At 71.3% G+C, this 21886-nt stretch carries 19 protein-coding genes; 8 read left to right on the top strand and 11 right to left on the bottom strand.

The genetic code is table 11. The annotated features are described in order from the left end of the window. Nucleotides 1–4: 4 nt before the first annotated feature. Nucleotides 5–754, bottom strand: coding sequence for an ABC transporter permease (locus tag ACFY1J_RS13320; RefSeq protein ID WP_390708929.1), 750 nt, complete (start codon nt 752–754; stop codon nt 5–7). A gap of 19 nt (nt 755–773) precedes the next feature. Beyond that, entirely contained in the window at nt 774–1559 is a 786-nt protein-coding gene (locus tag ACFY1J_RS13315) for an ATP-binding cassette domain-containing protein (protein WP_390708930.1), read from the bottom strand. Between the two features lie 92 nt (nt 1560–1651). Between ACFY1J_RS13315 and ACFY1J_RS13310 the strand changes: the two genes are divergently transcribed. From ACFY1J_RS13310 to ACFY1J_RS13295, 4 genes are all read left to right on the top strand, one after another. Continuing rightward, complete coding sequence (locus tag ACFY1J_RS13310; RefSeq protein ID WP_390731242.1) at nt 1652–2293, top strand: TetR/AcrR family transcriptional regulator; 642 nt, start codon at nt 1652–1654, stop codon at nt 2291–2293. A 124-nt stretch (nt 2294–2417) separates the two neighbouring features. Continuing rightward, nucleotides 2418–3266: a 3-hydroxyacyl-CoA dehydrogenase family protein gene (locus ACFY1J_RS13305; protein WP_390708932.1), complete on the top strand. Its 849-nt coding sequence runs from the start codon at nt 2418–2420 to the stop codon at nt 3264–3266. A 177-nt stretch (nt 3267–3443) separates the two neighbouring features. Further along, nucleotides 3444–3767, top strand: a complete 324-nt coding sequence (locus ACFY1J_RS13300; protein ID WP_263212752.1) for an STAS domain-containing protein — start codon at nt 3444–3446, stop codon at nt 3765–3767. Nucleotides 3768–4034: 267 nt separating this feature from the next. Continuing rightward, on the top strand, nt 4035–6542 hold the full coding sequence (locus ACFY1J_RS13295; protein ID WP_390731241.1) for an ATP-binding protein: 2508 nt from the start codon (nt 4035–4037) through the stop codon (nt 6540–6542). 94 nt (nt 6543–6636) lie between these two features. Here ACFY1J_RS13295 and nucS read toward each other — a convergent pair whose 3' ends face one another. Beyond that, nucleotides 6637–7308, bottom strand: a complete 672-nt coding sequence (gene nucS / locus ACFY1J_RS13290; RefSeq protein ID WP_363294292.1) for an endonuclease NucS — start codon at nt 7306–7308, stop codon at nt 6637–6639. 298 nt (nt 7309–7606) lie between these two features. On the opposite strand from nucS, the gene ACFY1J_RS13285 reads away from it, so the two are divergent. Then, nucleotides 7607–7999: an SCO5389 family protein gene (locus ACFY1J_RS13285; RefSeq protein ID WP_351350219.1), complete on the top strand. Its 393-nt coding sequence runs from the start codon at nt 7607–7609 to the stop codon at nt 7997–7999. 130 nt (nt 8000–8129) lie between these two features. Here ACFY1J_RS13285 and ACFY1J_RS13280 read toward each other — a convergent pair whose 3' ends face one another. Then, a complete protein-coding gene (locus tag ACFY1J_RS13280; protein ID WP_390708934.1) occupies nt 8130–9158 on the bottom strand; it encodes an LLM class flavin-dependent oxidoreductase in 1029 nt (342 codons plus the stop codon). Between the two features lie 224 nt (nt 9159–9382). Here ACFY1J_RS13280 and ACFY1J_RS13275 point away from each other — a divergent pair, with 224 nt between their 5' ends. Then, on the top strand, nt 9383–9715 hold the full coding sequence (locus ACFY1J_RS13275; protein ID WP_390708935.1) for an ATP/GTP-binding protein: 333 nt from the start codon (nt 9383–9385) through the stop codon (nt 9713–9715). Nucleotides 9716–9737: 22 nt separating this feature from the next. Here ACFY1J_RS13275 and ACFY1J_RS13270 read toward each other — a convergent pair whose 3' ends face one another. The 7 genes from ACFY1J_RS13270 to mce form a co-directional block, all read right to left on the bottom strand. Continuing rightward, a complete protein-coding gene (locus ACFY1J_RS13270; RefSeq protein WP_390708936.1) occupies nt 9738–10616 on the bottom strand; it encodes an ABC transporter permease in 879 nt (292 codons plus the stop codon). Continuing rightward, nucleotides 10613–11884 (bottom strand): ABC transporter ATP-binding protein, encoded by a 1272-nt coding sequence (locus ACFY1J_RS13265; RefSeq protein WP_390731240.1) that lies wholly within the window; start codon nt 11882–11884, stop codon nt 10613–10615. Before ACFY1J_RS13265 ends, ACFY1J_RS13270 begins: the two co-directional genes overlap by 4 nt. Nucleotides 11885–11987: 103 nt before the next feature. Beyond that, nucleotides 11988–12758 (bottom strand): ABC transporter permease, encoded by a 771-nt coding sequence (locus tag ACFY1J_RS13260; protein ID WP_390708938.1) that lies wholly within the window; start codon nt 12756–12758, stop codon nt 11988–11990. Nucleotides 12759–12761: 3 nt separating this feature from the next. Continuing rightward, nucleotides 12762–13715, bottom strand: coding sequence for an ABC transporter ATP-binding protein (locus ACFY1J_RS13255; protein WP_390708939.1), 954 nt, complete (start codon nt 13713–13715; stop codon nt 12762–12764). Nucleotides 13716–13798: 83 nt separating this feature from the next. Beyond that, nucleotides 13799–14734 carry a cellulose-binding protein gene (locus ACFY1J_RS13250; protein ID WP_363294300.1) on the bottom strand — a complete coding sequence of 312 codons (936 nt, stop codon included), beginning with the start codon at nt 14732–14734 and terminating at the stop codon, nt 13799–13801. Between the two features lie 183 nt (nt 14735–14917). Then, nucleotides 14918–18766, bottom strand: a complete 3849-nt coding sequence (gene scy / locus ACFY1J_RS13245; RefSeq protein WP_390708940.1) for a polarized growth protein Scy — start codon at nt 18764–18766, stop codon at nt 14918–14920. Between the two features lie 211 nt (nt 18767–18977). Beyond that, nucleotides 18978–19418 carry a methylmalonyl-CoA epimerase gene (gene mce / locus ACFY1J_RS13240; RefSeq protein ID WP_363294302.1) on the bottom strand — a complete coding sequence of 147 codons (441 nt, stop codon included), beginning with the start codon at nt 19416–19418 and terminating at the stop codon, nt 18978–18980. A 149-nt stretch (nt 19419–19567) separates the two neighbouring features. Here mce and ACFY1J_RS13235 point away from each other — a divergent pair, with 149 nt between their 5' ends. Next, the gene (locus ACFY1J_RS13235; RefSeq protein ID WP_390708941.1) at nt 19568–20770 is read left to right on the top strand and encodes an acetyl-CoA C-acetyltransferase; all 1203 of its coding nucleotides are present in this window, start codon (nt 19568–19570) and stop codon (nt 20768–20770) included. 50 nt (nt 20771–20820) lie between these two features. Then, the gene (gene meaB / locus ACFY1J_RS13230) at nt 20821–21777 is read left to right on the top strand and encodes a methylmalonyl Co-A mutase-associated GTPase MeaB (RefSeq protein WP_390708942.1); all 957 of its coding nucleotides are present in this window, start codon (nt 20821–20823) and stop codon (nt 21775–21777) included. The last annotated feature ends 109 nt before the right edge of the window (nt 21778–21886 follow it).

Genomic DNA, 21886 nt, shown 5'->3' with positions numbered 1-21886 from the left:
GTAGTTACCCTCCGGCCGTTCGGAACACGCGTGTGCCCACCGTCACGGCCAGAGTCGCGAAGGCGACGGCGACGAGGACGCCGTAGAGCATGTGTGCCGTCGTGTAGGAGCCGACGTACGCGTCCCGCACCGCGTCCACGAGATAGCGGAACGGGACGAAGTGGGAGAGCACGTCCAGCCAGCCCGGGGCCAGGGTCATCGGGAGCATCAGGCCCGACAGGAGCATCGAGGGCATGGTCAGCGCGTTGACCAGCGGGCCGAACTCCTGCGGGGTGCTCACCTTCATCGCCATCGCGTACGACAGCGAGCCGAGCGAGACGGTGAGCAGGGCGACGAACGCGAAGCCGATCAGGATGCCGGGCAGCGGCGCGCGCAGCCCCATCGCCACCGCGGCCAGCACCAGCAGCACCGCCTGGAAGACGAAGACCGTGGCGTCGCGCAGCACCCTGCCGAGCAGCAGGGCGAGCCGGCTGACCGGAGTGACACGCATGCGCTCCACCACCCCCTGCCCCTTCTCGATGATGATCGTGAACCCCGCGAAGGCGGCCCCGAACAGGCCGAGTTGGAGCAGCAGCCCGGGGACGAGAACCTGCCAGGAGCTGCCCCGCGCGCCGAGCGGCAGGCCGGTGAGCAGCGGGCCGAAGAACAAGAGGTACAGCAGCGGCATCAGGACGCCGAAGAGCAGCGCGAAGCGGGAGCGCAGGGACTGGCGCACATAGCGGCCGTAGATGAGTGCGGTGTCGTGCAGGAGCATCGGCTCGGTCCTCGGTGTCCTATACGGCTACGGGGGCGGCGTCGGCCGGGGAGGGCCCGCGGCCGGTGATGGCGAGAAACGTGTCCTGGAGCGAGGCGTCGATCGAGCCGCCGTACTCCAGCTTCAGCGCGCTCGGTGTGCCCTCGGCCACGACCACGCCCCGGTCGACGACGACCAGTCGGTCGGAGAGGGCGTCGGCCTCGTCCAGATAGTGGGTGGTGAGGAAGACCGTCGTGCCGTGCTCGTCGCGCAGCCGTCGGATCAGGGCCCAGAGGTCCGCGCGGCTGCCGGGATCGAGACCGGTCGTGGGCTCGTCGAGGAACAGGATCTTCGGCCGGTGGGTGAGCGCCATCGCGATGTCCAGGCGTCGTCGCTGACCGCCCGACAGCGCGGACGTCCTGCGGTCCAGCAGGCCGGTGAGGTCCAGGTCGCGGGCCAGTTCGGCGGCGCGCTCGACGGCCCGAACCCTTGGCAGGCGGTACAGGCGGCCCTGGGTGACCAGCTCCTCCCGCACGCCGATCTGCCCGTCGACGCCGCCGGACTGGGCGACGTAGCCGCATGCGCGGCGCACTCCGGCCGGGTCGGTGGCCAGGTCGTGGCCGGCCACCGACGCCGCGCCGCCGGTCGGCTTCAGCAGGGTGGTGAGCATTCGCAGGGTGGTCGTCTTGCCGGCGCCGTTCGGGCCGAGGAAGCCGAGGATCTCGCCCTCGCGGACGGTGAGGTCGATGCCGCGCACGGCCTCCACAGGGCCGCGTTTCGTCTGGAAGGTGCGGGCCAGTCCGGCCGCGCTGATGACTGCTGTCATGCCGCCAGAAAAACAGAGTCCATGAAATTTTGCAATGACTTCAAGTTTTCACTCTGCCCAGTGAAGTGGTCCGGCGAGGCTAGGATTCGGCCATGGCAGAAGGGCTCCGGGAGCGGAAGAAGCGGCAGACCAGGCAGTACATCTCGGATGTCGCCACGGGCCTGTTCATCGAGCGCGGATTCGACGCGGTGACGATGGCGGAGATCGCCGACGCGGCCAATGTCTCCGTCAACACGGTCTACAACTACTTCCCGGCCAAGGAGGACCTCTTCTTCGACCGGTCCTCCGGCATGATCGACCGGCTGGCCCGCTGGGTGCGCGGCCGCGCCGACGGGGAGTCGGCCGCCGTGGCGGTGCTGCGCGAACTGCGCGAGGAGGTCGAGGCGGTCTCGCCCCGGGTCGGGCTGATCCCCGGCTACGCCCGCTTCATGCGGGTGATCGAGGAGGCGCCCGCGCTGCGCTCCCGGCTGTGGGCGATCCAGCAGGAGATCCAGGCCAATCTTGAGGCCGTGCTGCGCGAGGAGACCGGTGCGGCGCAGGGCGATCCGCTCCCCGCCCTGATGGCGGGTCAGATCAACTGGGCCCACCATGCCGTCATGTCCGCCATCGCCTGCGAGATGATCAAAGGTCGCGATCCGCGTGAAGTGTCCCGAGAGATGCTGGTCCTCCTTGACGACATAGAGGACCTGTTCAGTGAAAAGGTGCTCAACTACGCCGTCCGAGGCTTGGAATGACCTCTCCCGGTGTGATGTCCGTCAGCTGAGACGTGACGCGCATTACTTACCGGTCACACGGCCCCTCACGAGCGCTATCGTCCGCGAAAGAGCCATACGTAAACAGCGTGTAAGGGGAGTCGGAGTGGCACGGAAGCTTGCCGTCATCGGGGCCGGTCTCATGGGTTCCGGCATTGCCCAGGTCTCCGCGCAGGCGGGCTGGGACGTCGTCCTGCGTGACGTCACCGACGAGGCACTCAAGCGTGGCACCGACGGCATCAAGGCCTCGTACGACAAGTTCGTGAGCAAGGGCAAGATGGAGGCGCACGACGCCGACGCCGCCCTTGGCCGCATCACCGCGACCACCGACCTGGACGCGGCCGCGGACGCCGATGTCGTCGTCGAGGCCGTCTTCGAGAAGCTCGAGGTCAAGCACGAGATCTTCCGCGCGCTCGACAAGATCGTGCGCCCGGAGGCGGTGCTCGCCTCCAACACCTCCGCGATCCCGATCACCAAGATCGCGGCGGCCACCGAGCGCCCCGAGCGGGTCGTCGGTGTGCACTTCTTCTCGCCGGTTCCGATGATGCAGCTCGTCGAACTCGTCCGCGGCTACAAGACCAGCGACGAAACCCTCGCCACCGCGCGGGAGTTCGCCGAGTCCGTCGGCAAGACCTGCATCGTCGTCAACCGGGACGTGGCCGGCTTCGTCACCACCCGGCTCATCTCGGCCCTCGTCGTCGAGGCGACCAAGCTGTACGAGTCGGGCGTCGCGACGGCCGAGGACATCGACCTCGCCTGCAAGCTGGGCTTCGGCCACGCCATGGGCCCGCTCGCCACGGCGGACCTCACCGGTGTCGACATCCTGCTGCACGCCACCAGCAACATCTACACGGAGTCGCAGGACGAGAAGTTCGCGCCGCCGGAGCTGATGCGCCGGATGGTTGACGCCGGTGACATCGGACGCAAGAGCGGGCAGGGCTTCTACACGTACTGAAACTCGTGTACGTACCGCCGCTGAAACCGCACAGTCCCCGCGGGTATCACCCGCGGGGGTGAATTCGGTATCGGTTCGCTTACAGACGGCAACCTGGCCGCCGCTGAAGCAGTCAGACGGTGCAACGCACCGTCTTGGAGTACCTGGAGCACGACGCCGCACTCACGGGGAGCGCATATGCACATCAGGGGCGACCACGCCGGGCTGGTCGTCGGGGGCCGCCTCGACGTCCGCAGCGCGGCGGACGCCCGTACGGTCCTGCATGCGGCCGTCGACGGCGGAGTCGGCGACCTCGTGCTCGACCTGTCAGAACTGGACTCCTGGGACGCCACCGGACTCGGGGTGATCATGGGCGCCCACCGGCGGGCCGGCCGCTGCGGCCGCCGCCTGGTGCTGCGCGGTGTACCGCCGCAGATGCAGCGCCTGCTGGTGGCCACCCGGCTGCACCGGATCCTGGCCATCGAGGGGGGCATCGGGGTGGAGTCGCTGCCCCGGGTGTAACTCCTCGATCGGGTGTGCTCCAGGGTGCGGACGAGACCCGGTCGGACATCGGCGAACCGCACGTCGCGCGCAATCCTCACGAGACTGTGACGTCTCGGACGGCCCGGTACCCCGACCTGTCGGAGATACTGTGCCAAGGTTTAAGGTTCGGTCGCCCGCAGCCATGCAACCCTCGAGCGGGCCCGGACCAGAAGCGACAGCGCGGTGTGCAGCAGGCCGGGAGGGGCCGGATACGGGCACACAACGCTTTTGGGGGGCTAGGAACCTATGGACCCGATCAACCGGGGACCCGAGGGGCACGGCCAGAACGGTGACGGCAGCACGCCGCGCCAGCGCCCGCCCCGGGAATCCCTCACTTCAGACTTCGTCCAGAGCGCACCCGCACTCGCCCGCACGGTGCAGCTCGTCTCGGGCGACCTCCTGCTCACCGTCAATCCCGTCGACGGCAGCGAGATAGAGCTCTGCCCGCCCGCGGAGCGGCCCGGCCGACCCGCGAAGCTCACCGCGGCCGAGCGAGCCGAGACCGAGCGCGCCGCCCGGCCGCCCGTGCCCCCGGGACCCGCGCAGCCCGCGCTGCCGCTCCTGGAGCGCCAGGAAGAGCGCGAGCGCCTCGTGCGGCTGCTCGCCCGCGGCCGCTCCGTACGGCTCACCGGCCCGGCCGGCGCGGGCCGCAGCGCCCTCCTCGACCTCGTCGCCGACGACTGCTCGGACCTCGCCCCCGACGGCGTGGTCCGCCTCACCGGGTTCCACCGCACCACGAGCGACCTGCTCCACGACCTGTTCCACGCGGTCTACGACGCGCCCCTGCACCGGCCGGCCCAGGACGAACTGCTGGAACTGGTCCGGGAGATCGGCGCGGTCGTCGTCGTCGACGACATCGAGTTCGGCGGCACCGGGCTCGACGAGCTCATCGACGCCACCCCCGAGTGCGCCTTCCTGATCGGCGCCACCCCGGACGTGCCCGCCCCCTCCGCCGACTCCGCGATCGAGGAGGTCTTCCTCAGCGGCCTGGACCGCGCCGCGGGCGTGGACCTGATGGAGCGCGCCGTCGGCCGCGTCCTCACCGAGGACGAGTCCAACTGGGCCGGCGACCTCTGGTTCGAGTCCGAGGGCCTGCCCCTGCGCTTCGTCCAGGCCGGGGCCCTGCTGCGACAGCGCGACCAACTGCGGGCCAGCGCGGGCGCGGTCGACGAGGTCGGCGTCTTCGAGGACGTACGGCTCCCGTCCCCCAAGCTCTCGGCTGCGCTCGAGCAGGGAGGTACCCCCACCGCCCCGGTCGAGGCGGAGCCGGTCGACGCCGCGGAGGTGCCCCTGCCGTCCCTCGGCGAGGCCGCCGCGCCCGCGCCGCTGCTCGCCTCCCGGCTGAGCGCCTCCGCCCGCGCCGCCCTGCGCTTCGCCGTCGCCCTGGGCGGCGAGGTGCCGCACCAGGCCCATCTGCCCGCCCTGGTCGGCGACACCCACGCGGACGCCGCCCTCGCCGAGCTGGCCGCCTGCGGACTGGTCTCCCCGGTCGGCTCCCGCTACCGCCTCGCGGCCGGTGTGCAGGCCCAGCTGGAGGCCGCCGGATACGCCGACGACGCCGACGACACCGCCCTCACCGCGGCCCGGCACTACGCCTGGTGGGCCGGACATCCCTCCGTCACCCCCGAGCGGGTGTGCGCCGAGGCCGACGCCCTGCTCGCCGCGCTGGCCGTCGTGGTGCCCGCGACGACGCCCCCGGCCGAGGGCGAGGAGAGCACCGCCGTGGAGCTGGCCCGCACGGCCGCCCCGGCCTTCGCCGCGGGCCTCCGCTGGAACGCCTGGGACCGGGCGCTGCGCTCCGGCTCCGAGGCCGCCCGGCAGGCCGGTGAGGTCTCCGAACAGGCCTACTTCCACCATGAGTTGGGCATACTCGCGCTCTGCGGCGGACAGCTCGACCGGGCCCGCGCCGAGCTGGAGGCCTCCAACGGGCTGCGCGGCGCCCTCGCCGACAAGCGCGGCACGGTCGCCGGCCGGCGCGCCCTGGCCCTGGTCGCCGACCGCGCGGGCGACATGCCCGGCGTGGGGGCCACGGCGGGCGAGGAGGTGTCCGACGCGCGCCACGACGAGTCGGCGTCGCCGCCCGGCGGAGTCCGCGCGGCCTATCTGCCGGCGCTGCCGCCCGCGGGCGACACGCTGGTCACCCACCGGTCCTCGGACCCGGCGCCGAAGACCCAGGGCGGCGGCCTGCGGCGCCTGGCCCGGCGCAACCTCGTCGCCGCCGGTTCCGGCGCGCTGCTCGCCGCGGTGCTCGGCACGGTGGTCACCCTCGGCATGACGTCGCACGACAGCGCCGACGACCCGTCGAACAACGTGAGCGTCAACCCCTCGGCCAGCCAGGGCACCGACGACGGCAGCCTCGGCGCGGACCCGACGCAGGACGACGGGAGCAAGGGCGACACGGGCACGGCCACCAGCCGCCCGACGGACCCGGGTTCCCCGTCCGACACCCCCGAGCCCTCGGACCGGCCGAGCGGCACGAAGGGGTCGGGCGGCGGCAGCGGCGGCACCTCGCCGAAGCCGTCCAAGTCCAGCACGCGCCCGACGTCCCCGCGGCCGTCGACCTCGCACTCCCCGTCGTCGACCCCGTCGTCCACCCCGACCCGGTCGAGCACGCCCACGCCCACGCCCACGCCGACCCCGTCGTCGACCCCGACGACCTCCAACTCGGCCAGCGGCCCCGCCTCCAGCGCCCCCGCCGCGTCGAGCGGCTCGGCCGGTGCGCCGGAGAGCCGTGTCCCGGGTGCGGTGATCTGAGGCCGCGCACAGGTCTCCCACGGCACATGAGGGCCGGGTCCCCGTCCGGGACCCGGCCCTCACCGCCGTACGTACCGAAGCGGCTCCCGGCGCCTCAGAACAGCCGCAGCTTGTCGTCCTCGATGCCCCTGAGCGCGTCGTAGTCGAGGACCTGGCAGCCGATGCCCCGGTCGGTCGCGAGGACCCGGGCCTGGGGCTTGATCTCCTGGGCGGCGAAGATGCCGCGCACGGGGGCGAGATGGGGGTCGCGGTTGAGCAGCTCGAGATAGCGGGTGAGTTGCTCCACGCCGTCGATCTCGCCGCGCCGCTTGATCTCGATCGCGACGGTCTGCCCGTCGGCGTCCCGGCACAGGATGTCGACCGGGCCGATGGCGGTCATGTACTCGCGGCGGATCAGGGTGTAGCCCTCGCCGAGGGTCTCGATGCGGTCGGCGAGCAGCTCCTGGAGGTGTGCTTCCACGCCGTCCTTGATCAGGCCGGGGTCCACGCCGAGTTCGTGCGAGGAGTCGTGGAGGACTTCCTCCATGGTGATGATCAGCTTCTCGCCCGTCTTGTTGACGACGGTCCAGACGCCTTCCTCCTCGCCGGCCCCCTCCTTCAGCGTGCAGGGCGGCGACATCCAGTTGAGGGGCTTGTAGGCCCGGTCATCTGCATGGATCGAGACGCTGCCGTCCGCCTTGACCAGGATCAGGCGGGGGGCCGAGGGGAGGTGGGCGGTGAGCCGGCCGGCGTAGTCGACGGAGCACCGGGCAATGACGAGACGCATGGTCGGCAACGCTACTCGACACCCCGCCGCCCACGCGATTCGCCCACCTGTCTCCCGCCTCCCGCCTCACCGGAGACCCTCTGGGCTGCCCCTTTTGCTTTGGAAACTCTTGTTCATCCTTGGCCGATTGTGCCCCCAACGGGACCGGGCCATGTACGCAATCTGCTGGTGCGGTCACCGTCGGTTGCCTACGGTAGTAAACGGGAGGTCGCGATGTGTGTACGCAGCGTGTTCGGTATCGCGAACTCTCTTACCTGTCCGGCAACCCCTGTTCGTCGGGGGTGCGAGAGGAGAACCCATGTCGCTCGACGTCTCACCGGCCCTACTCGAACAGGCCGAGCGAGGCGAGGTCGACGAAGCTGCCTTCGTCGACTGCGTCCGGACCTCCCTGCCCTATGCATGGGAGATGATCAGCTCCCTGGTGGCCCAGCTGAAGGTGGACGGCGGACAGTTCGCCGACAACCAGACGCCCCCGCCGGACGAGCAGGCACGGGGCCAGCTGCTCCGCGCGCTCGCGAGTGACGCCATACGCGGGGCGCTGCAGCGGCACTTCGGTGTGCGGCTGGCCTTCCAGAACTGCCACCGGGTGGCGGTGTTCCCGCTGGACGCCTCGGTCGACGAGACGCTGGCCCGCTTCACCTCGGTGCGCAGTCAGCTGCTGAACCAGTCCCCGGAGCTCCGGGACTGCTGACGCGGAGCTCCGGGACCGCTCACGCAGTGAGCCGCTTGCTTGCCGCTCCACACGCGGGAGGTGCAATCGGTACAGGGGCGGCAAGCTCTCTGCGTGGCAAGGGTGTTGACCTGCGCGACGGACGGTTCGTTCAGCGGAGGCCGGGGAGTACCTCCGCACCGAGCCGCCGAACGTTCTCCTCCGTCGCCGCCAGGTCGCCCGAACCCTCGACCATCAGGGCGAACCGGGTGATGCCGGTTCGCTCCGAGGTCGCCGCGAGCCGGTCGGCGCACAGCCGCGGGGTGCCCACCGGGTGCAGTCCGCAGAGCAGTTCGGTGTACGCCAGCGGATCGCGCATCGCGCGCTGCCGGCCGTCCACCGTCACATGGGCCTCCAGGCCCTGCTTCAGCCAGCCCGGCATGGCCTTCAGCAGCGTCTCCGCCGCGTCGGTGCGCCGGTCCGCGATCTGGCAGACGCCCGCCGAGACATGGGCCGCGCCGAGGATCTCGTCCGTGGGCCGTCCCGCCGCGCGCGCGTGCTGCCGCCACAGGGCGACCATCTCGGCCTTCTCCTCGTCCCCGATGTGCATGCCGAGCAGCATCGGCAGCCCGCGCTCGGCCGCCAGCCGTACGCTCGCCGGCGAGGTGCAGGCGACGACGACCTCGGGACCCGGGGTGTCCGTCAGCGCCTCCGACGGGCGGGGTACGACGGGGACCTCACGGAAGGAGAACCGTTCCCCCGCGGCCGCGACCGCCGGTTCGCGCAGCCAGCGCACCAGCAGATCGAGTGATTCCGGGAACCCGTGCTCGTACGCACCGAGGCCGGAGCCGAACACCTCCAGGTCCACCCACGGCCCGCCGCGCCCCAGGCCGAGGGTGAAGCGCCCGCCGCTCGTCACATGCAGCAGCGCGGCCTGCTCGCCGAGGGCGACCGGGTGGACGGTGGGCAGTACGCTGACGGCCGTGCCGACCCGGATGCGCTGGGTGCGCCCCAGCAGCAGGGCGGCCAGGGTGACCGCCGATGGACAGGTGCCGTACGGCACGAAGTGGTGTTCGCCGAGCCAGACGGTGTCCAGCCCCGCCTCCTCGGCGACCTCCGCCGAGCGGACCGCCCGGTGCAGGGCCTCCCCCTGGCCTTGGCCCGGGAACTGGGCCGCCAGCACAAAACTTCCGACGCGCATCGTTCTTTTCCTGCTTCCTTGGCTCCGACGCGGAGCTCCCCCACCCGGCATAACCGTCCGACACGTGCCGAGGACACGGCCTCGCGAAGAGATTTCCGGATTGTCTGCAGAACGGGTCGCCCTGGAGAGGGACTTGTGCGGGTTGGTTCCCTACGCGTACCCCTGTCCGCGCCGCGTAGGCTGGACACAGCCCGTGCTTCCTGTATAGCCCCGAGAGGTGTCCCGTGTCCCCGCGTCGCAACCGAGCCAAGGGAGCTGGCTCGTCCGGTCGGAGCGCCGAGGAGGAGGGCGGCGGCCGCTACGGCGGCTGGCAGTCCACGGAGTGCTGGCAGGGGGAGGAGTGGTACGTGCGCCATGTGGCCGGGGCGAGCGCGGAGGGCAAGACATACCGCTGCCCCGGCTGCGACCAGGTGATCCCCTCCGGCGTCCCGCACGTCGTGGCCTGGCCGGAACACGCCGGCGTCGACGACCGCCGGCACTGGCACAAGGCCTGCTGGAACGCGAAGGACCGCCGCACCACGCGGGTGCAGCGGTCCCGTAACGCGCCGAGATTCTGAGCTTCGTACAGCTCCGTACGACCTACACGTCCCGCTTCTGCAGCAGCGCAAGGGCTCCGCCGAACGCGACGGCCGTCACGCCCACGATGATCCACAGCGGGTCCCAGCCGGACGGGCCCTTGTCGCTGAGGGAGTTGGAGTAGAAGACGCTCAGCTGGTTGGGGATCGAGTACTCGAACAGGGCCTCGCGCACCTTCTCCAGCGACGAGGAGAACATGAACAGCGCGATCACCAGCGGGGCCAGGACGGCACCGATCATGATGGTGATGGCGCCCGCCGAGTGCCGGATGATCGAGCCGACGACCAGCGAGAGCAGGCCGAGCAGGGCGATGTAGAGGCTGATGCCGACGGTGCCCTTGAGCCATTCCCCGCCGGACGGGGTGCGCGCGCCGTTTCCTTCCAGCATGGACGCCTGGACCATGGCGACGAACGACGCGGCCGCGAGCGTGACCACGAAGGCGACGAGGAAGAACACGATCGCCTTGGCCGCGAGCACCCGCCCGCGGCTGGGGCAGGCGGTCATCGTCGTACGGATCATCCCCGTCCCGTACTCCGAGGCCGTGGTCAGCACGCCGAGCGTGATGATGCACATGCTGCCCAGGAGCAGTCCGAAGAAGCCCAGGCTCAGCGGGTTCTCGCCCGACAGGTCCGAGGAGGAGTTGCTGACCACCGCACCGGCGAGCAGGCCGATGCCGACGACGAGGACCACGAACACACCGAGCGTCCACATCGTCGAACGCACCGACTTGATCTTCGTCCACTCGGAGGCCAGCGCATGGCCGAGGTGGGTGCGCACCACCGGGATCGGCGAGGTGTAACCGGGGTACTGCCCGCCGGGCGCCGCCTGCCAGTTCGGCGCGGCTGCGGCTGCCTGCGGCATCGGGGGCTGGTGCGTGCTCATCGGGCGTCCTCGGGCTTGGTCAGGTCGGCGGTGGCGGGAGCGGCGGCCGGCTGCGGTGACGATTCGGCAGCGGCAGCGGCAGACGGGGCCGGGGCCGCGGGCGGCTGGGGCGCCGCCGCGGCGGGCTGCGCGTACGGGTTGGGCTGTCCGGCACCGGGGGCCCCGGCGGGAGCGCCGTAGGGCCCCGCGGGCGCCGCGCCCGGCGCCGCCTGGCCCTGCGGCGGGGCGAACGGCCCGCCGCCCTGCTGGGGCGGCGGCGGGGCGTACCAGCCCGGCTGGCCCTGGCCCGGTACCGGCATCGGCGGCTGGGCGCCGGGCGGCAGCGGCTGCTGGAGGCCGGCCTTCTGGTCGACGGTCGAGCGGTAGTCGACGGCGCCCTGCGTCATCCGCATGTACGCCTCCTCCAGCGATGCCTGGTGCGGCGACAGCTCCCACAGCCGTACGTCGGCCTCGTGCGCCAGGTCACTGATGCGGGGGAGCGCGAGTCCCGTGACACGCAGCGCCCCGTCCTGCTCCGGCATCACATGCCCGCCCGCCTCGGTGAGCGCGGAGGTCAGCTTCTCGCGCAACTGGGGCTCGGTGTCGGGCGTCCGAACGCGCGCGAAGTCGGCCGAGTTCGCCGAGATGAAGTCCTTGATGCTCATGTCGGCGAGCAACTGTCCGCGCCCGATGACGATGAGGTGGTCGGCGGTCAGCGCCATCTCGCTCATCAGGTGGCTGGAGACGAACACGGTCCGTCCCTCCGCCGCCAGCGCCTTCATCAGATTGCGCACCCAGAGGATGCCCTCGGGGTCGAGGCCGTTGACCGGCTCGTCGAACAGCAGCACCTGCGGGTCGCCGAGCAACGCGGCCGCGATGCCGAGCCGCTGCCCCATGCCGAGCGAGAAGCCCTTGGACCGCTTCTTCGCCACGTCCTGGAGGCCGACGACCCCGAGCACCTCGTCCACCCGCCGGGCCGGGATGCCCGACAGCTGGGCCAGGCACAGCAGGTGGTTGCGGGCGTGCCGGCCGCCGTGCACGGCCTTGGCGTCCAGCAGCGCGCCGACCTGGCGGGGGGCGTTGGGCAGCCTGCGGTACGGGTAACCGCCGATCGTCACCGTGCCCGCGGTCGGGTTGTCCAGTCCCAGGATCATCCGCATGGTCGTCGACTTGCCCGAGCCGTTCGGCCCGAGGAAGCCGGTGACGGCTCCGGGCCGCACCTGGAAGGAAAGGTTGTACACGGCGGTCTTGTCGCCGTAGCGCTTGGTCAGGCCGACAGCCTCGATCATGCTCCGCACCCATCGAAAGGTTCAGGACAGCGGGGCACACGCCCCCGTAAGGGTTAGGAGGATAACCGGGCGCTGACGGTTCCGCCCAAGGAGAAGTAAAGCGTCAGGCGTCGCGCTTCTTCAGCAGCACGTATCCGCCCGCGATCGCGGCGATCACCCACAGCACCATGATCCCGAGCCCGCCCCAGGGGCCGTAGGGGGTGTCGTCGTCGACCCGGGGGACCACCTGCATGATCCGGCTGCCCGCCTGGTCCGGCAGGAACCGGCCGATCTTCTTGGTCGCGTCGACGTTGCCGAGGATGTTGGAGATCAGGAAGAAGAACGGCATCAGGATGCCGAGCGACAGCATCGGCGAGCGCAGCATCGAGGCGACGCCCATCGAGAACATCGCGATGAGGGTCATGTAGAACCCGCCGCCGAGGACCGCCCGCAGCACCCCGGTGTCGCCGATCCCCGTCCGGTGGGAGCCGAGCATCGCCTGCCCCAGGAAGAAGGCGGCGAAGCTGGTGACCATGCCGACGGCCAGGGCGAGCCCGGTGGCCACCGCGATCTTGCTGAACAGGAAGGTGCCGCGCTGCGGTACGGCGGCCAGCGAGGTGCGGATCATTCCGGTGCTGTACTCGTTCGACACGACGAGCACCCCGAACACGATCATCGCCAGCTGCCCGAGCGTCATGCCCGCGAAGCTGATGAAGGTGGGGTCGAAGGAGAGCCGTTCCCGGACGGGCATCTTGTCGAACTGGCTCCTCGACAGCGCCGAGATCAGCATGCCGAGGGCGACGGTGACGACCACGGCGAGGGACAGCGTCCACACGGTGGACGCGACGGACCGGATCTTCGTCCACTCGGACCGGACGACCTGTGCGACCACCACGGCTCAGGCCCCCTTCCAGTCGGCGCCCCAGTCCTGCTGGACGGGGGCGGTGTCTGCGTGTGCGTGGTACTCCACCGACTCCGCCGTCAGCCGCATGAACGCCTCCTCCAGGGAGGCCTGCTGCGGGCTCAGCTCGTGCAGCACGATCCCGCCTCGCGCGGCCAGCTCGCCGATCTGCTCGGCCTTGCCGCCGTCCACCTCCAGCGCCCCGCTGCCGGACTCGACGGCGGTGATCCCGCCCTCGTGCAGCGCATCGAGCAGCCGCTCGCGCTGCGGGGTGCGGATCCGGACGTACGACCGCGAGTTCTGCCGGATGAAGTCGGCCATGGAGGTGTCCGCGAGCAGCCGCCCCTGACCGATGACCACGAGGTGGTCGGCGGTCAGCGCCATCTCGCTCATCAGGTGGCTGGAGACGAACACGGTCCGGCCCTGCGCGGCCAGCGACTTCATCAGGTTGCGGATCCAGTGGATGCCCTCGGGGTCGAGCCCGTTGACCGGCTCGTCGAACATCAGGATCCGGGGATCACCGAGCAGCGCGGCCGCGATGCCGAGCCGCTGTCCCATCCCCAGCGAGAACCCCTTGGCCTTCTTCCGTGCCACCGCCGTGAGCCCCACGGTGTCCAGCACCTCGTGCACCCGGCTCCTGGGGATCCCGTTGCTCTGCGCGAGGCACAGCAGATGGTTGAACGCGCTCCGCCCGCCGTGCACCCCCTTCGCCTCGAGCAGCGCCCCGATGTACGTCAGCGGGTCCTTCAGCTGGTCGTAGTGCTTGCCGTCGATATGGACGTCGCCCGCGGTGGGGTGGTCGAGTCCGAGGATCATCCGCATGGTCGTGGACTTCCCGGCGCCGTTGGGCCCGAGAAACCCCGTGACGATGCCCGGCCGCACGGCGAAGGTCAGATTGTTGACCGCGACCTTCTCGCCGTACCGCTTGGTCAGCCCCGCCAGCTCGATCATGCGGACACGCTAAGACGGGACGAAGCCCCCTGCCACCGGAGCGGCAGAGGGCTTCGCTGTGTTCTGTCGGCGTACGCCGGGTGTTACCGGGACTGCTGGGCCGGAACACCCCGGGAGATCGGCTCGTCCTCGGCCGGGGAGCCGGCGGCGGCCACCGCGGCGCCCGTGAGCGTGGCGAGCATCTCGCGGACGTTCGTCAGCTGGGCGTTGATGGAGTCGCGGCGGTTGGTGAGAGCGGCCAGCTCGCGCTCGGATTCCGAGCGGATGCGGTCGGCCTTGGCGTTGGCGTCGGCGACGATGTCCTCGGCCTGGCGCTGGGCCGTCTCGACCGTCTGGCGGGCACGGCGCTCGGCGTCGGTGCGCAGCTTCTCCGCCTCCAGACGCAGCTGCTCGGCGCGGTGCTCGATCTCGGCGAGACGCTTCTCGGCCTTGGCCTGACGCGAGGCCAGGTCGCGCTCGGACTGCTCGCGGCGCTTGGCGAGGTTCGTCTCGAAGTCGGCCGCGGCCTGGGCGGCCTTGGCGCGGGTCTCCTCGAAGAGGGCGTCGGCCTCCTCGCGCTTCGACTGCGCGTCCTTCTGGGCGTCGGAGCGCAGCTGAGAGGCGTCGCTCTTGGCCTTCTCGACGATCCGGACGCCCTCGTCCTCGGCCTTGGCCTTGCGCTCCGCGGCGAACGACTCCGCGTCGTTGCGGACCTGCTGGGCCGCCGACTCGGCGAGCTCGCGGTGCTGCTCGGCCGCGCGCCGGGCCTCGTCGCGCAGATCCTTGGCCTCCTCCTCGGCGAGGCGGAGGATCTTCTCGACACGCGCACCGAGACCGGCGTACGACGGCTCGGCGTCGGTCACCTGGGCCTGGGCGTTCTGTGTCTCGAGGTGGAGCTCCTCGATGCGCTTTTCCAGAGCGGTGATGCGGGCGAGAGCGCTGTCACGGTCGGAGACGAGCTTGGAGATCCGTTCGTCCACCTGAGCGCGGTCGTACCCACGCCGCACTAGCTCGAAGCCGTAGGGGGAAGTGTCGCTCATGGGGTTCCTGTCGAATGAGACCGGTGAGGTGATAGGTGGAATCCTAGGGGCCGAAGCGGTGTGTCATCGAGCGGATACGTGTTTGATCTGGAGAATGACACCTCTTTTGAGTGGTCAACCCGCGCAGCGCTTGCCAACGACTCGGACAAAGGCCCCAGAAGGCAACGGAATCGACGGGGTCGGCTAGTCATCCGAAGACTTGCCACCCGAACGAGGCGTCCCGATCGTTGCCCCCGCCTTGACGCCGCCGTCCTTGCCCGTGCTCGGCGCCTCGAATGAGGTCAACGCCTCCAGCACGGTCTGGACACGGGAGATCTCCGCGTTGATGTCCTCGCGGCGGCGCACCAGGATCTCCAGCTCGCGCTTGCCCTCCTCGACCGTCTTCTTGGCCTCGCGGATCGCCTCGGCCTTGAGCTCCTCGGCCTCCCGGACGAGCGTGGCCTTCTTCTGCTCGGCCTCCTTGAGCAGCGTCTCGGCCTTCTTCACGGCGGCGATCCGGACCTTGCCCGCCTCGGAGTTGGCCTCCGACACGATCTCCTTGGCCTTCGCCTGCGCCTTGGCGTGCTGCTCCTCGGCGGACTTGATGAGCGCGTCACAGCGGTCGCCGGTGGACTTCATGGTCTCGGCGGCCTCGCGGCGGGCCCGCTCGTGCAGCCCCTCGATCTCGCTGGTGATGCGGTCGCGCAGCTCCTCCGCGCGCTCCCTTATGGCGGTGGCGTCCCGGCGGGCGCCGACGAGCAGCTCGTCCGCGTCCGTACGGGCCTTCTCCACCATCCCGTTGCCCTCGACCGTCGCCTCGGAGACGAGGCGCTTCGCCTCGCTGCGGGCGGCGCCGACCATGGTGTCCGCCTGCGACTCGGCGTCCGCGGTGGTCTGCAGCGCCTGCTGCTGCGCCTCGGTGAGCAGCTTGTCGGCCTCGGCCGTGGTCTCCGTGATGAGTGTGTCGACCTGCTCGGCCGCCTCGGAGCGCCGCTTGTTGGCGTCCTTGCGGGCCTCGTCCAGCGTCCGCTCGGCCTCCTTGCGCGCGGACGAGACCAGCCGCTCGGCCGCCGCCTCCGCGTCCGCCCTGAGCCGCTCGGACTCGGCTCGGACCCGCTCGGCGTGCTGCTGGGCGGAGCCGACCGTCTCGGCGGCCTCGGCGCGCAGCCGCTCCGCGTCCCCGGTGGCGTCCGTGATCAGCTTCTCGGCCTTGGCGATGGCCTCCGCCCGAACCCGGTCGGCCTCCGCGATCGTCTCCGTCTGGAGCCGCTCCGCCTCGGAACGCGCCTCGGTGATGAGGGTGTCCGCCTGCGTCGCCGCGTCCGAGCGGATGCGATTGGCGTCGTCGCGGGCGTCCGCCCGGGTGCGCGTCGCGTCCTGGTCCGCCTGGGCGATGGTGTCGGACGCCTCCGTCCGCACCCGCTGGGCGTGCGCCGCCGCTTCCGAACGCAGCCGCTCGGACTCGGCGATCGCCTCCGCCATCGTGCGCTCGGCGAGGCTCTTGGCCGCCTCCGACTCCTCCTTCGCCTCGCGCCGTACGCGGGTCGCGTCCTCGCCGGCCCGCTCCCGCTCGGCGTAGGCGTCGGCGCGGACGCGGTCCGCCTCCTCCTCGGCCTCCCGGCGCGTACGGTCCGCCGCGTGCTCGGCGGCGGAGCGCAGGCCGGTGATCTCCTCCTGCGCCTGCTCGTGCAGGCCGACGACGGAGTCCCGGACCTGCTGCGCGTGCTGCTCGGCCGCCGACACCATCTCGGTGGCGCGCCGGTCGGCCTCCTCGACCAGCCGGACGGCCTCGGCCTGCGCCTCCTCCACCCGGTTGCGTGCGGAGGCCAGCAGCTCCTCGCTCTGCTCGCGGGCCCGTTCGCGCTCCTGGTCGGCCTCCCGCCGGGCGGAGCTGAGCAGTTCCTCGGCCTCGCGGCGGCGCCGGACGGCCTCCTCCTGCGCGGCGGCCAGCGTCTCGGACGCCTCGGTGCCGAGGCGCTCGGCGGCGGCCTGCGCCTCCGCCCGTACCCGGTCGGCGGTGTCCTGGGCCTCCGACTTCAGCCGCTCGGCCTCGGCCGCGGCCTCCGAGCGCAGGCGTACGGCGACGTTCTCGCCCTCCGCGCGGGACGCGGACGCGTCCGCCGCCGCTTCGGTGCGCAGCCGCTCGGCCTCGGCCTCCGCCTGCTGCTGGAGCGTACGGATGCGCTCGGCGGCCTCGGTGCGCAGCCGCTCGGTCTCCTCGGCGGCCTCCCGGCGGATGCGGGCGGCCTCGTCGCGGGCGTCGGACAGCGACTGCTCGGCGGAGGTGAGCCGGTCCTCGGCCTCGGTGTGCAGCCGGGTCAGCTCGTCGGCCGCCTCCAGCCGCCGGGCCTCCATCGCGCGCTCGGTCTCGTCCCGCAGCTCGCGCGCCGCCCGCTCGGCGTCCTCCCTGAGCGCCTCGGCCTGCTCGTCGGCCTCCGCGCGGTGCCGCTCGGCCTCCTTGCGGGTGCGCTCCAGGGTCTCCTCGGCCTGCCGGCGCAGCGTGGTGGCGCGCTCGATGGCCTCCGTACGGACCTTCTCGCTGTCCGTCGTGGCGCTCTGCCGCAGCTCGTCCGCGTCGGCCTTCGCCTTGGACAGCAGCTCCTCGGCGGACTTGGCCGCCTCCTCGATCTGCTGCACGGCCTCGCGCCGGGCCTCGGCACGCAGGCTCTCGCCCTCGGCGATCGCGTCGGCACGCAGCTGCTCGGCCTCGCCGCGCAGCCGGCGCGCCTCCTCCTGCAGCTCGACCGTCTTGGCGCGGTACTCCTTGGTGTCGTCCTTCGCCGCGCCCTTGAGCTGCTCGGCGAGGTCGTGCGCCTCGGCGCGCAGCCGGTCGGCCTCGGCCTCCGCCTCACGGCGGATCCGCTCGGCCTCCTCGCCGGCCGCCTTGGTGGTCTTCCGGGCCTCCTCCGAGGCCTTGTCGAGGACGTCCTCGGCGGTCTTCGCGGCCTTGCCCAGCTGGGAGGCGGTCTCCTCGGCGGTGACGCTGCGGGCCTTCTCGCCGGCTTCGGCGAGGATCTTCTCGGCCTCGGCGCGGGCGTCCGCGACGATCTGCTCGGCGTCCGCCTTGGTGGACTCGGCCTCCTTCGTGGCCTCGCTGACCAGCCGGGCGACCTGCTCCTTCGCCGTGCGGGTGCGCTGCTCGTTGGCCGACTCCGCGGTGGCCAGCGCCTTGGCGGCGGCCTCCTTGGCCTCGTTGACCAGCTTCTCGGCCTCGGACTGCGCCTTGCGCACCGCCTCGTCGGCCTGCGCGATGCGCTGCTCGGCCGCCCGGCTCAGCTCGCTCGCCTGGCGGCGGGCGGTGTCCGACTCCGTCGCGGTGGAGCTGCGCAGCTGCTCCGCGTGGTCGGTGGCCTCCTGGGCCTGGGTGGACGCGGCGTTCAGCAGGCGCTCGGCGTCGGTCCGGGCCCGGCGCAGCAGCTGCTCGGCCTCCGCGCGCGCCGACTCGGCGTCGCTCGTCAGCCGCTGCCGGGCCTCGTCGGTCAGCCGCTCGGCCTCGGCACGCGCGGCCGCCATGGCCTGCTCGGCCTCCGCACGGGACTCGTCGAGCAGCCGGCGGGCCTGGGACTCCGTACGGGCCCGCAGCTGCTCCGCCCAGGCCACGTTCTCGTTGACGTGCGACTCGACGGTCTGCCTGCGCTCGGCCAGCTCCTGGTCCAGCTGCTGGCGGCGGGCCACGGCCTCGGCGTGCAGCTCGGCCTGCAGGCGGGCGGCCTGCTCGGCGTGCTCCTGGAGGATGCGCTGGGTCTGCGCGCGGGCCTGGCTCAGCTCGCGCTCGGCGTCCATGCGCAGCTGGTCGGCCTGCATCTGCGCGTTCCGCAGCAGCTGCTCGGCCTGATAGCCGATGTCACCGCCGTCGAAAGCGGGCCGGGACATGATGGTGCGCCGCGCCTCGTGCAGCTTGGCGCGCAGCACCTCGACCTGGTAGCCGAGGTCCTCGGCGTGCTGGATCGCCTTTTCCCGCTCGGTCTTCAGCCGCTTCATCTCGGCCTCGAACCGAGAGAGGTGGTCGACGTCAGCCGCCGGCTCTCGCTCCTGGCTCTCGTAGCCCCGCACTGCGCGGTCCCATCCGTCCCCTGGTAGCAGGCCTGTCCAAACGAGCACCGTCCATCCGCCGAACGGGGCCCCCGGAGAATGGTGTCAGATCAACGGCGGTGCACGGGCTCTGCTGCCCGACGCTCGCCCCCCGAAACCCGGACCCCGGCATGCGGCCGCCCGCGTGGTGGCGACGACCGCCCCCAACCCTACCGGCCCCTATGTACGAGGGTCAGTGCTCAGGTGACTCAACAGGCGCCGAAGTGACCAGTTCTGTCAGGACACCGTGGCAATCCTTGGGATGCAGGAAAGTGATCCGCGACCCCATGGAACCGCGCCGTGGCTCCTCGTACAGAACGCGTACGCCCTTGTCACGGATGTCCGCGGCGTCGGCGTCGACATCCGCCGTACCGAAGGCGATGTGGTGGACGCCCTCGCCGTTCTTCGCCAGCCACTTCGCGACCGTGGAGTCCTCCCGGGTCGGTTCGAGCAGCTGGAGGTACGAAGCCCCGCCGTCGGACGTATCGTTGATCTTGAGCATGGCCTCGCGTACGCCCTGCTCCTCATTGACCTCGGAGTGGAAAACCTCGAAGCCGTACGTGGCCCGGTAGAACTCGACGGTCGCGTCGAGGTCATGACAGGCGATCCCGATGTGGTCGATTCGCGTCAGCATGGATTCAGTGCAGCGCTCCGAAGGTGGTTACGCAACGTGCGCGCGATCACACCGACGGCCCGATGACGGGGTGCAGTACCGCTCAGTACATTCGAAGTAAACCCTCGTTCACTCCTCAGCTTTGTGCAGCTGGAAGGGGATCGCACCTCATGTCAGGAACGAACAGCACGACCTCCGTCATCGTCGCGGGTGCCCGCACTCCGATGGGGCGGTTGCTCGGCTCGCTCAAGTCATTCAGCGGGGCCGACCTCGGCGGTTTCGCGATCAAGGCAGCCCTCGACCGTGCGGGGATCGGCGGCGACCAGGTGCAGTACGTGATCATGGGTCAGGTGCTGCAGGCCGGGGCGGGGCAGATCCCGGCGCGCCAGGCCGCGGTCAAGGCCGGCATCCCGATGAACGTCCCGGCGCTCACCGTCAACAAGGTGTGTCTGTCCGGCCTCGACGCGATCGCGCTGGCCGACCAGCTGATCCGCGCCGGTGAGTTCGACATCGTGGTCGCCGGCGGCCAGGAGTCCATGACCAACGCGCCCCACCTGCTGCCGAAGTCCCGCGAGGGCTTCAAGTACGGGGCGATCGAGATGCTCGACTGCATGGCGCACGACGGTCTGACCGACTCCTTCGAGGGAATCGCCATGGGCGAGTCCACGGAGAAGCACAACACGCGTCTGGGCATCCAGCGTCCCGAGCAGGACGAGATCGCCGCCCTGTCGCACCAGCGCGCCGCCGCCGCGCAGAAGAACGGCATCTTCGAGGCCGAGATCACCCCGATCGAGATCCCGCAGCGCAAGGGCGAGCCGGTCGTCTTCAGCAAGGACGAGGGCATCCGCGGCGACACGACCGTGGAGTCCCTGGGCAAGCTGCGCCCGGCGTTCACCCGGGACGGCACGATCACCGCCGGCACCGCCTCGCAGATCTCGGACGGTGCGGCGGCCGTGGTCGTGATGAGCAAGGCCAAGGCCCAGGAGCTCGGCCTGGAGTGGATCGCGGAGATCGGCGCCCACGGCAACGTGGCCGGCCCGGACAACTCGCTCCAGTCCCAGCCCTCCAACGCCATCCTGCACGCCCTCAAGAAGGACGGCCTGGAGGTCTCCGACCTGGACCTCGTCGAGATCAACGAGGCGTTCGCCGCGGTCGCGGTCCAGTCAATGAAGGACCTTGGCGTCTCCACCGAAAAGGTGAATGTCAATGGCGGCGCCATCGCCCTGGGGCACCCGATCGGTATGTCCGGTGCCCGTCTCGTGCTGCACCTGGCGCTGGAGCTGAAGCGGCGCGGCGGCGGGGTCGGCGCGGCCGCGCTGTGCGGTGGCGGCGGTCAGGGTGACGCGCTGATCGTCCGGGTACCCAAGGCCTGAGTCCCCGTACGACAAGCAAGCGGTACGTCTCGTAAGCGAACGGAGCTGTGATGCAGGACGTCTCCTCTCTGGTGGCCCAGGCCAGGGAAGGCCGGCCGCGGGCCGTGGCCCGGCTGATCTCCTTGGTGGAGGGGGCGTCCCCGCAGCTCAGGGAGGTCATGGCGACGCTCGCGCCACTGACCGGCAACGCTTACGTCGTCGGTCTCACCGGCTCCCCGGGCGTCGGCAAGTCGACGTCCACCTCGGCGCTGGTGACCGCGTACCGCAAACAGGGCAAACGGGTCGGCGTCCTGGCCGTCGACCCGTCGTCGCCCTTCTCGGGCGGAGCCCTGCTCGGTGACCGCGTCCGGATGTCGGAGCACGCCTCCGACCCCGGCGTCTACATCCGGTCCATGGCCACCCGCGGCCATCTGGGCGGCCTGGCCTGGTCGGCGCCGCAGGCGATCCGCGTCCTGGACGCGGCGGGCTGCGACGTGATCCTGGTCGAGACGGTCGGCGTGGGCCAGTCGGAGGTGGAGATCGCCTCCCAGGCCGACACCTGCGTCGTCCTCCTCGCGCCCGGGATGGGCGACGGCATCCAGGCGGCCAAGGCCGGAATCCTGGAGATCGGCGATGTGTACGTGGTCAACAAGGCCGACCGCGACGGCGCCGACGCCACGGCCCGCGAACTGAACCACATGCTCGGTCTGGGCGAGTCCCGCGGCCCCGGCGACTGGCGCCCGCCGATCGTCAAGACGGTCGCCGCGCGCGCCGAGGGCATCGACGAGGTCGTGGAAGCCTTGGAGAAGCATCGGGCGTGGATGGAGGAGCGGGGGGTCCTGGCCGAGCGTCGGCTGGCCCGTGCCTCCCGTGAGGTCGAGACGATTGCGGTCACGGCCCTGCGCGAGCGCATCGGTGACCTGCACGGCGACCGCCACCTCGGTGCGCTGGCGGAGCGCATCGTGGCGGGGGAGCTGGACCCGTACCGTGCGGCGGACGAACTGGTGGAAAGCCTGACGGAGCGCTGACGGTCGCGGCCTGCGCCGAGGGCATCGACGAGGTCGTGGAAGCCTTGGAGAAGCATCGGGCGTGGATGGAGGAGCGGGGGGTCCTGGCCGAGCGTCGGCTGGCCCGTGC

It is taken from the genome of Streptomyces sp. NPDC001406, assembly GCF_042895285.1.
Taxonomy (GTDB): domain Bacteria; phylum Actinomycetota; class Actinomycetes; order Streptomycetales; family Streptomycetaceae; genus Streptomyces.
Note: the sequence above shows the minus strand (reverse complement) of the source record. Positions and strands in the feature narration are given on the sequence as shown.

Excerpts from the sequence above, each read along its gene's own strand:
- ACFY1J_RS13315 (WP_390708930.1), bottom strand. The coding sequence starts at position 1,559 with ATGACAGCAGTCATCAGCGCGGCCGGACTGGCCCGCACCTTCCAGACG.
- ACFY1J_RS13235 (WP_390708941.1), top strand. The coding sequence starts at position 19,568 with ATGTCAGGAACGAACAGCACGACCTCCGTCATCGTCGCGGGTGCCCGC.
- ACFY1J_RS13255 (WP_390708939.1), bottom strand. The coding sequence starts at position 13,715 with ATGATCGAGCTGGCGGGGCTGACCAAGCGGTACGGCGAGAAGGTCGCG.
- ACFY1J_RS13250 (WP_363294300.1), bottom strand. The coding sequence starts at position 14,734 with ATGAGCGACACTTCCCCCTACGGCTTCGAGCTAGTGCGGCGTGGGTAC.
- ACFY1J_RS13270 (WP_390708936.1), bottom strand. The coding sequence starts at position 10,616 with ATGAGCACGCACCAGCCCCCGATGCCGCAGGCAGCCGCAGCCGCGCCG.
- ACFY1J_RS13295 (WP_390731241.1), top strand. The coding sequence starts at position 4,035 with ATGGACCCGATCAACCGGGGACCCGAGGGGCACGGCCAGAACGGTGAC.
- mce (WP_363294302.1), bottom strand. The coding sequence starts at position 19,418 with ATGCTGACGCGAATCGACCACATCGGGATCGCCTGTCATGACCTCGAC.
- ACFY1J_RS13320 (WP_390708929.1), bottom strand. The coding sequence starts at position 754 with ATGCTCCTGCACGACACCGCACTCATCTACGGCCGCTATGTGCGCCAG.
- ACFY1J_RS13265 (WP_390731240.1), bottom strand. The coding sequence starts at position 11,884 with ATGATCGAGGCTGTCGGCCTGACCAAGCGCTACGGCGACAAGACCGCC.
- ACFY1J_RS13280 (WP_390708934.1), bottom strand. The coding sequence starts at position 9,158 with ATGCGCGTCGGAAGTTTTGTGCTGGCGGCCCAGTTCCCGGGCCAAGGC.
- ACFY1J_RS13310 (WP_390731242.1), top strand. The coding sequence starts at position 1,652 with ATGGCAGAAGGGCTCCGGGAGCGGAAGAAGCGGCAGACCAGGCAGTAC.
- ACFY1J_RS13285 (WP_351350219.1), top strand. The coding sequence starts at position 7,607 with ATGTCGCTCGACGTCTCACCGGCCCTACTCGAACAGGCCGAGCGAGGC.
- nucS (WP_363294292.1), bottom strand. The coding sequence starts at position 7,308 with ATGCGTCTCGTCATTGCCCGGTGCTCCGTCGACTACGCCGGCCGGCTC.
- meaB (WP_390708942.1), top strand. The coding sequence starts at position 20,821 with ATGCAGGACGTCTCCTCTCTGGTGGCCCAGGCCAGGGAAGGCCGGCCG.
- ACFY1J_RS13300 (WP_263212752.1), top strand. The coding sequence starts at position 3,444 with ATGCACATCAGGGGCGACCACGCCGGGCTGGTCGTCGGGGGCCGCCTC.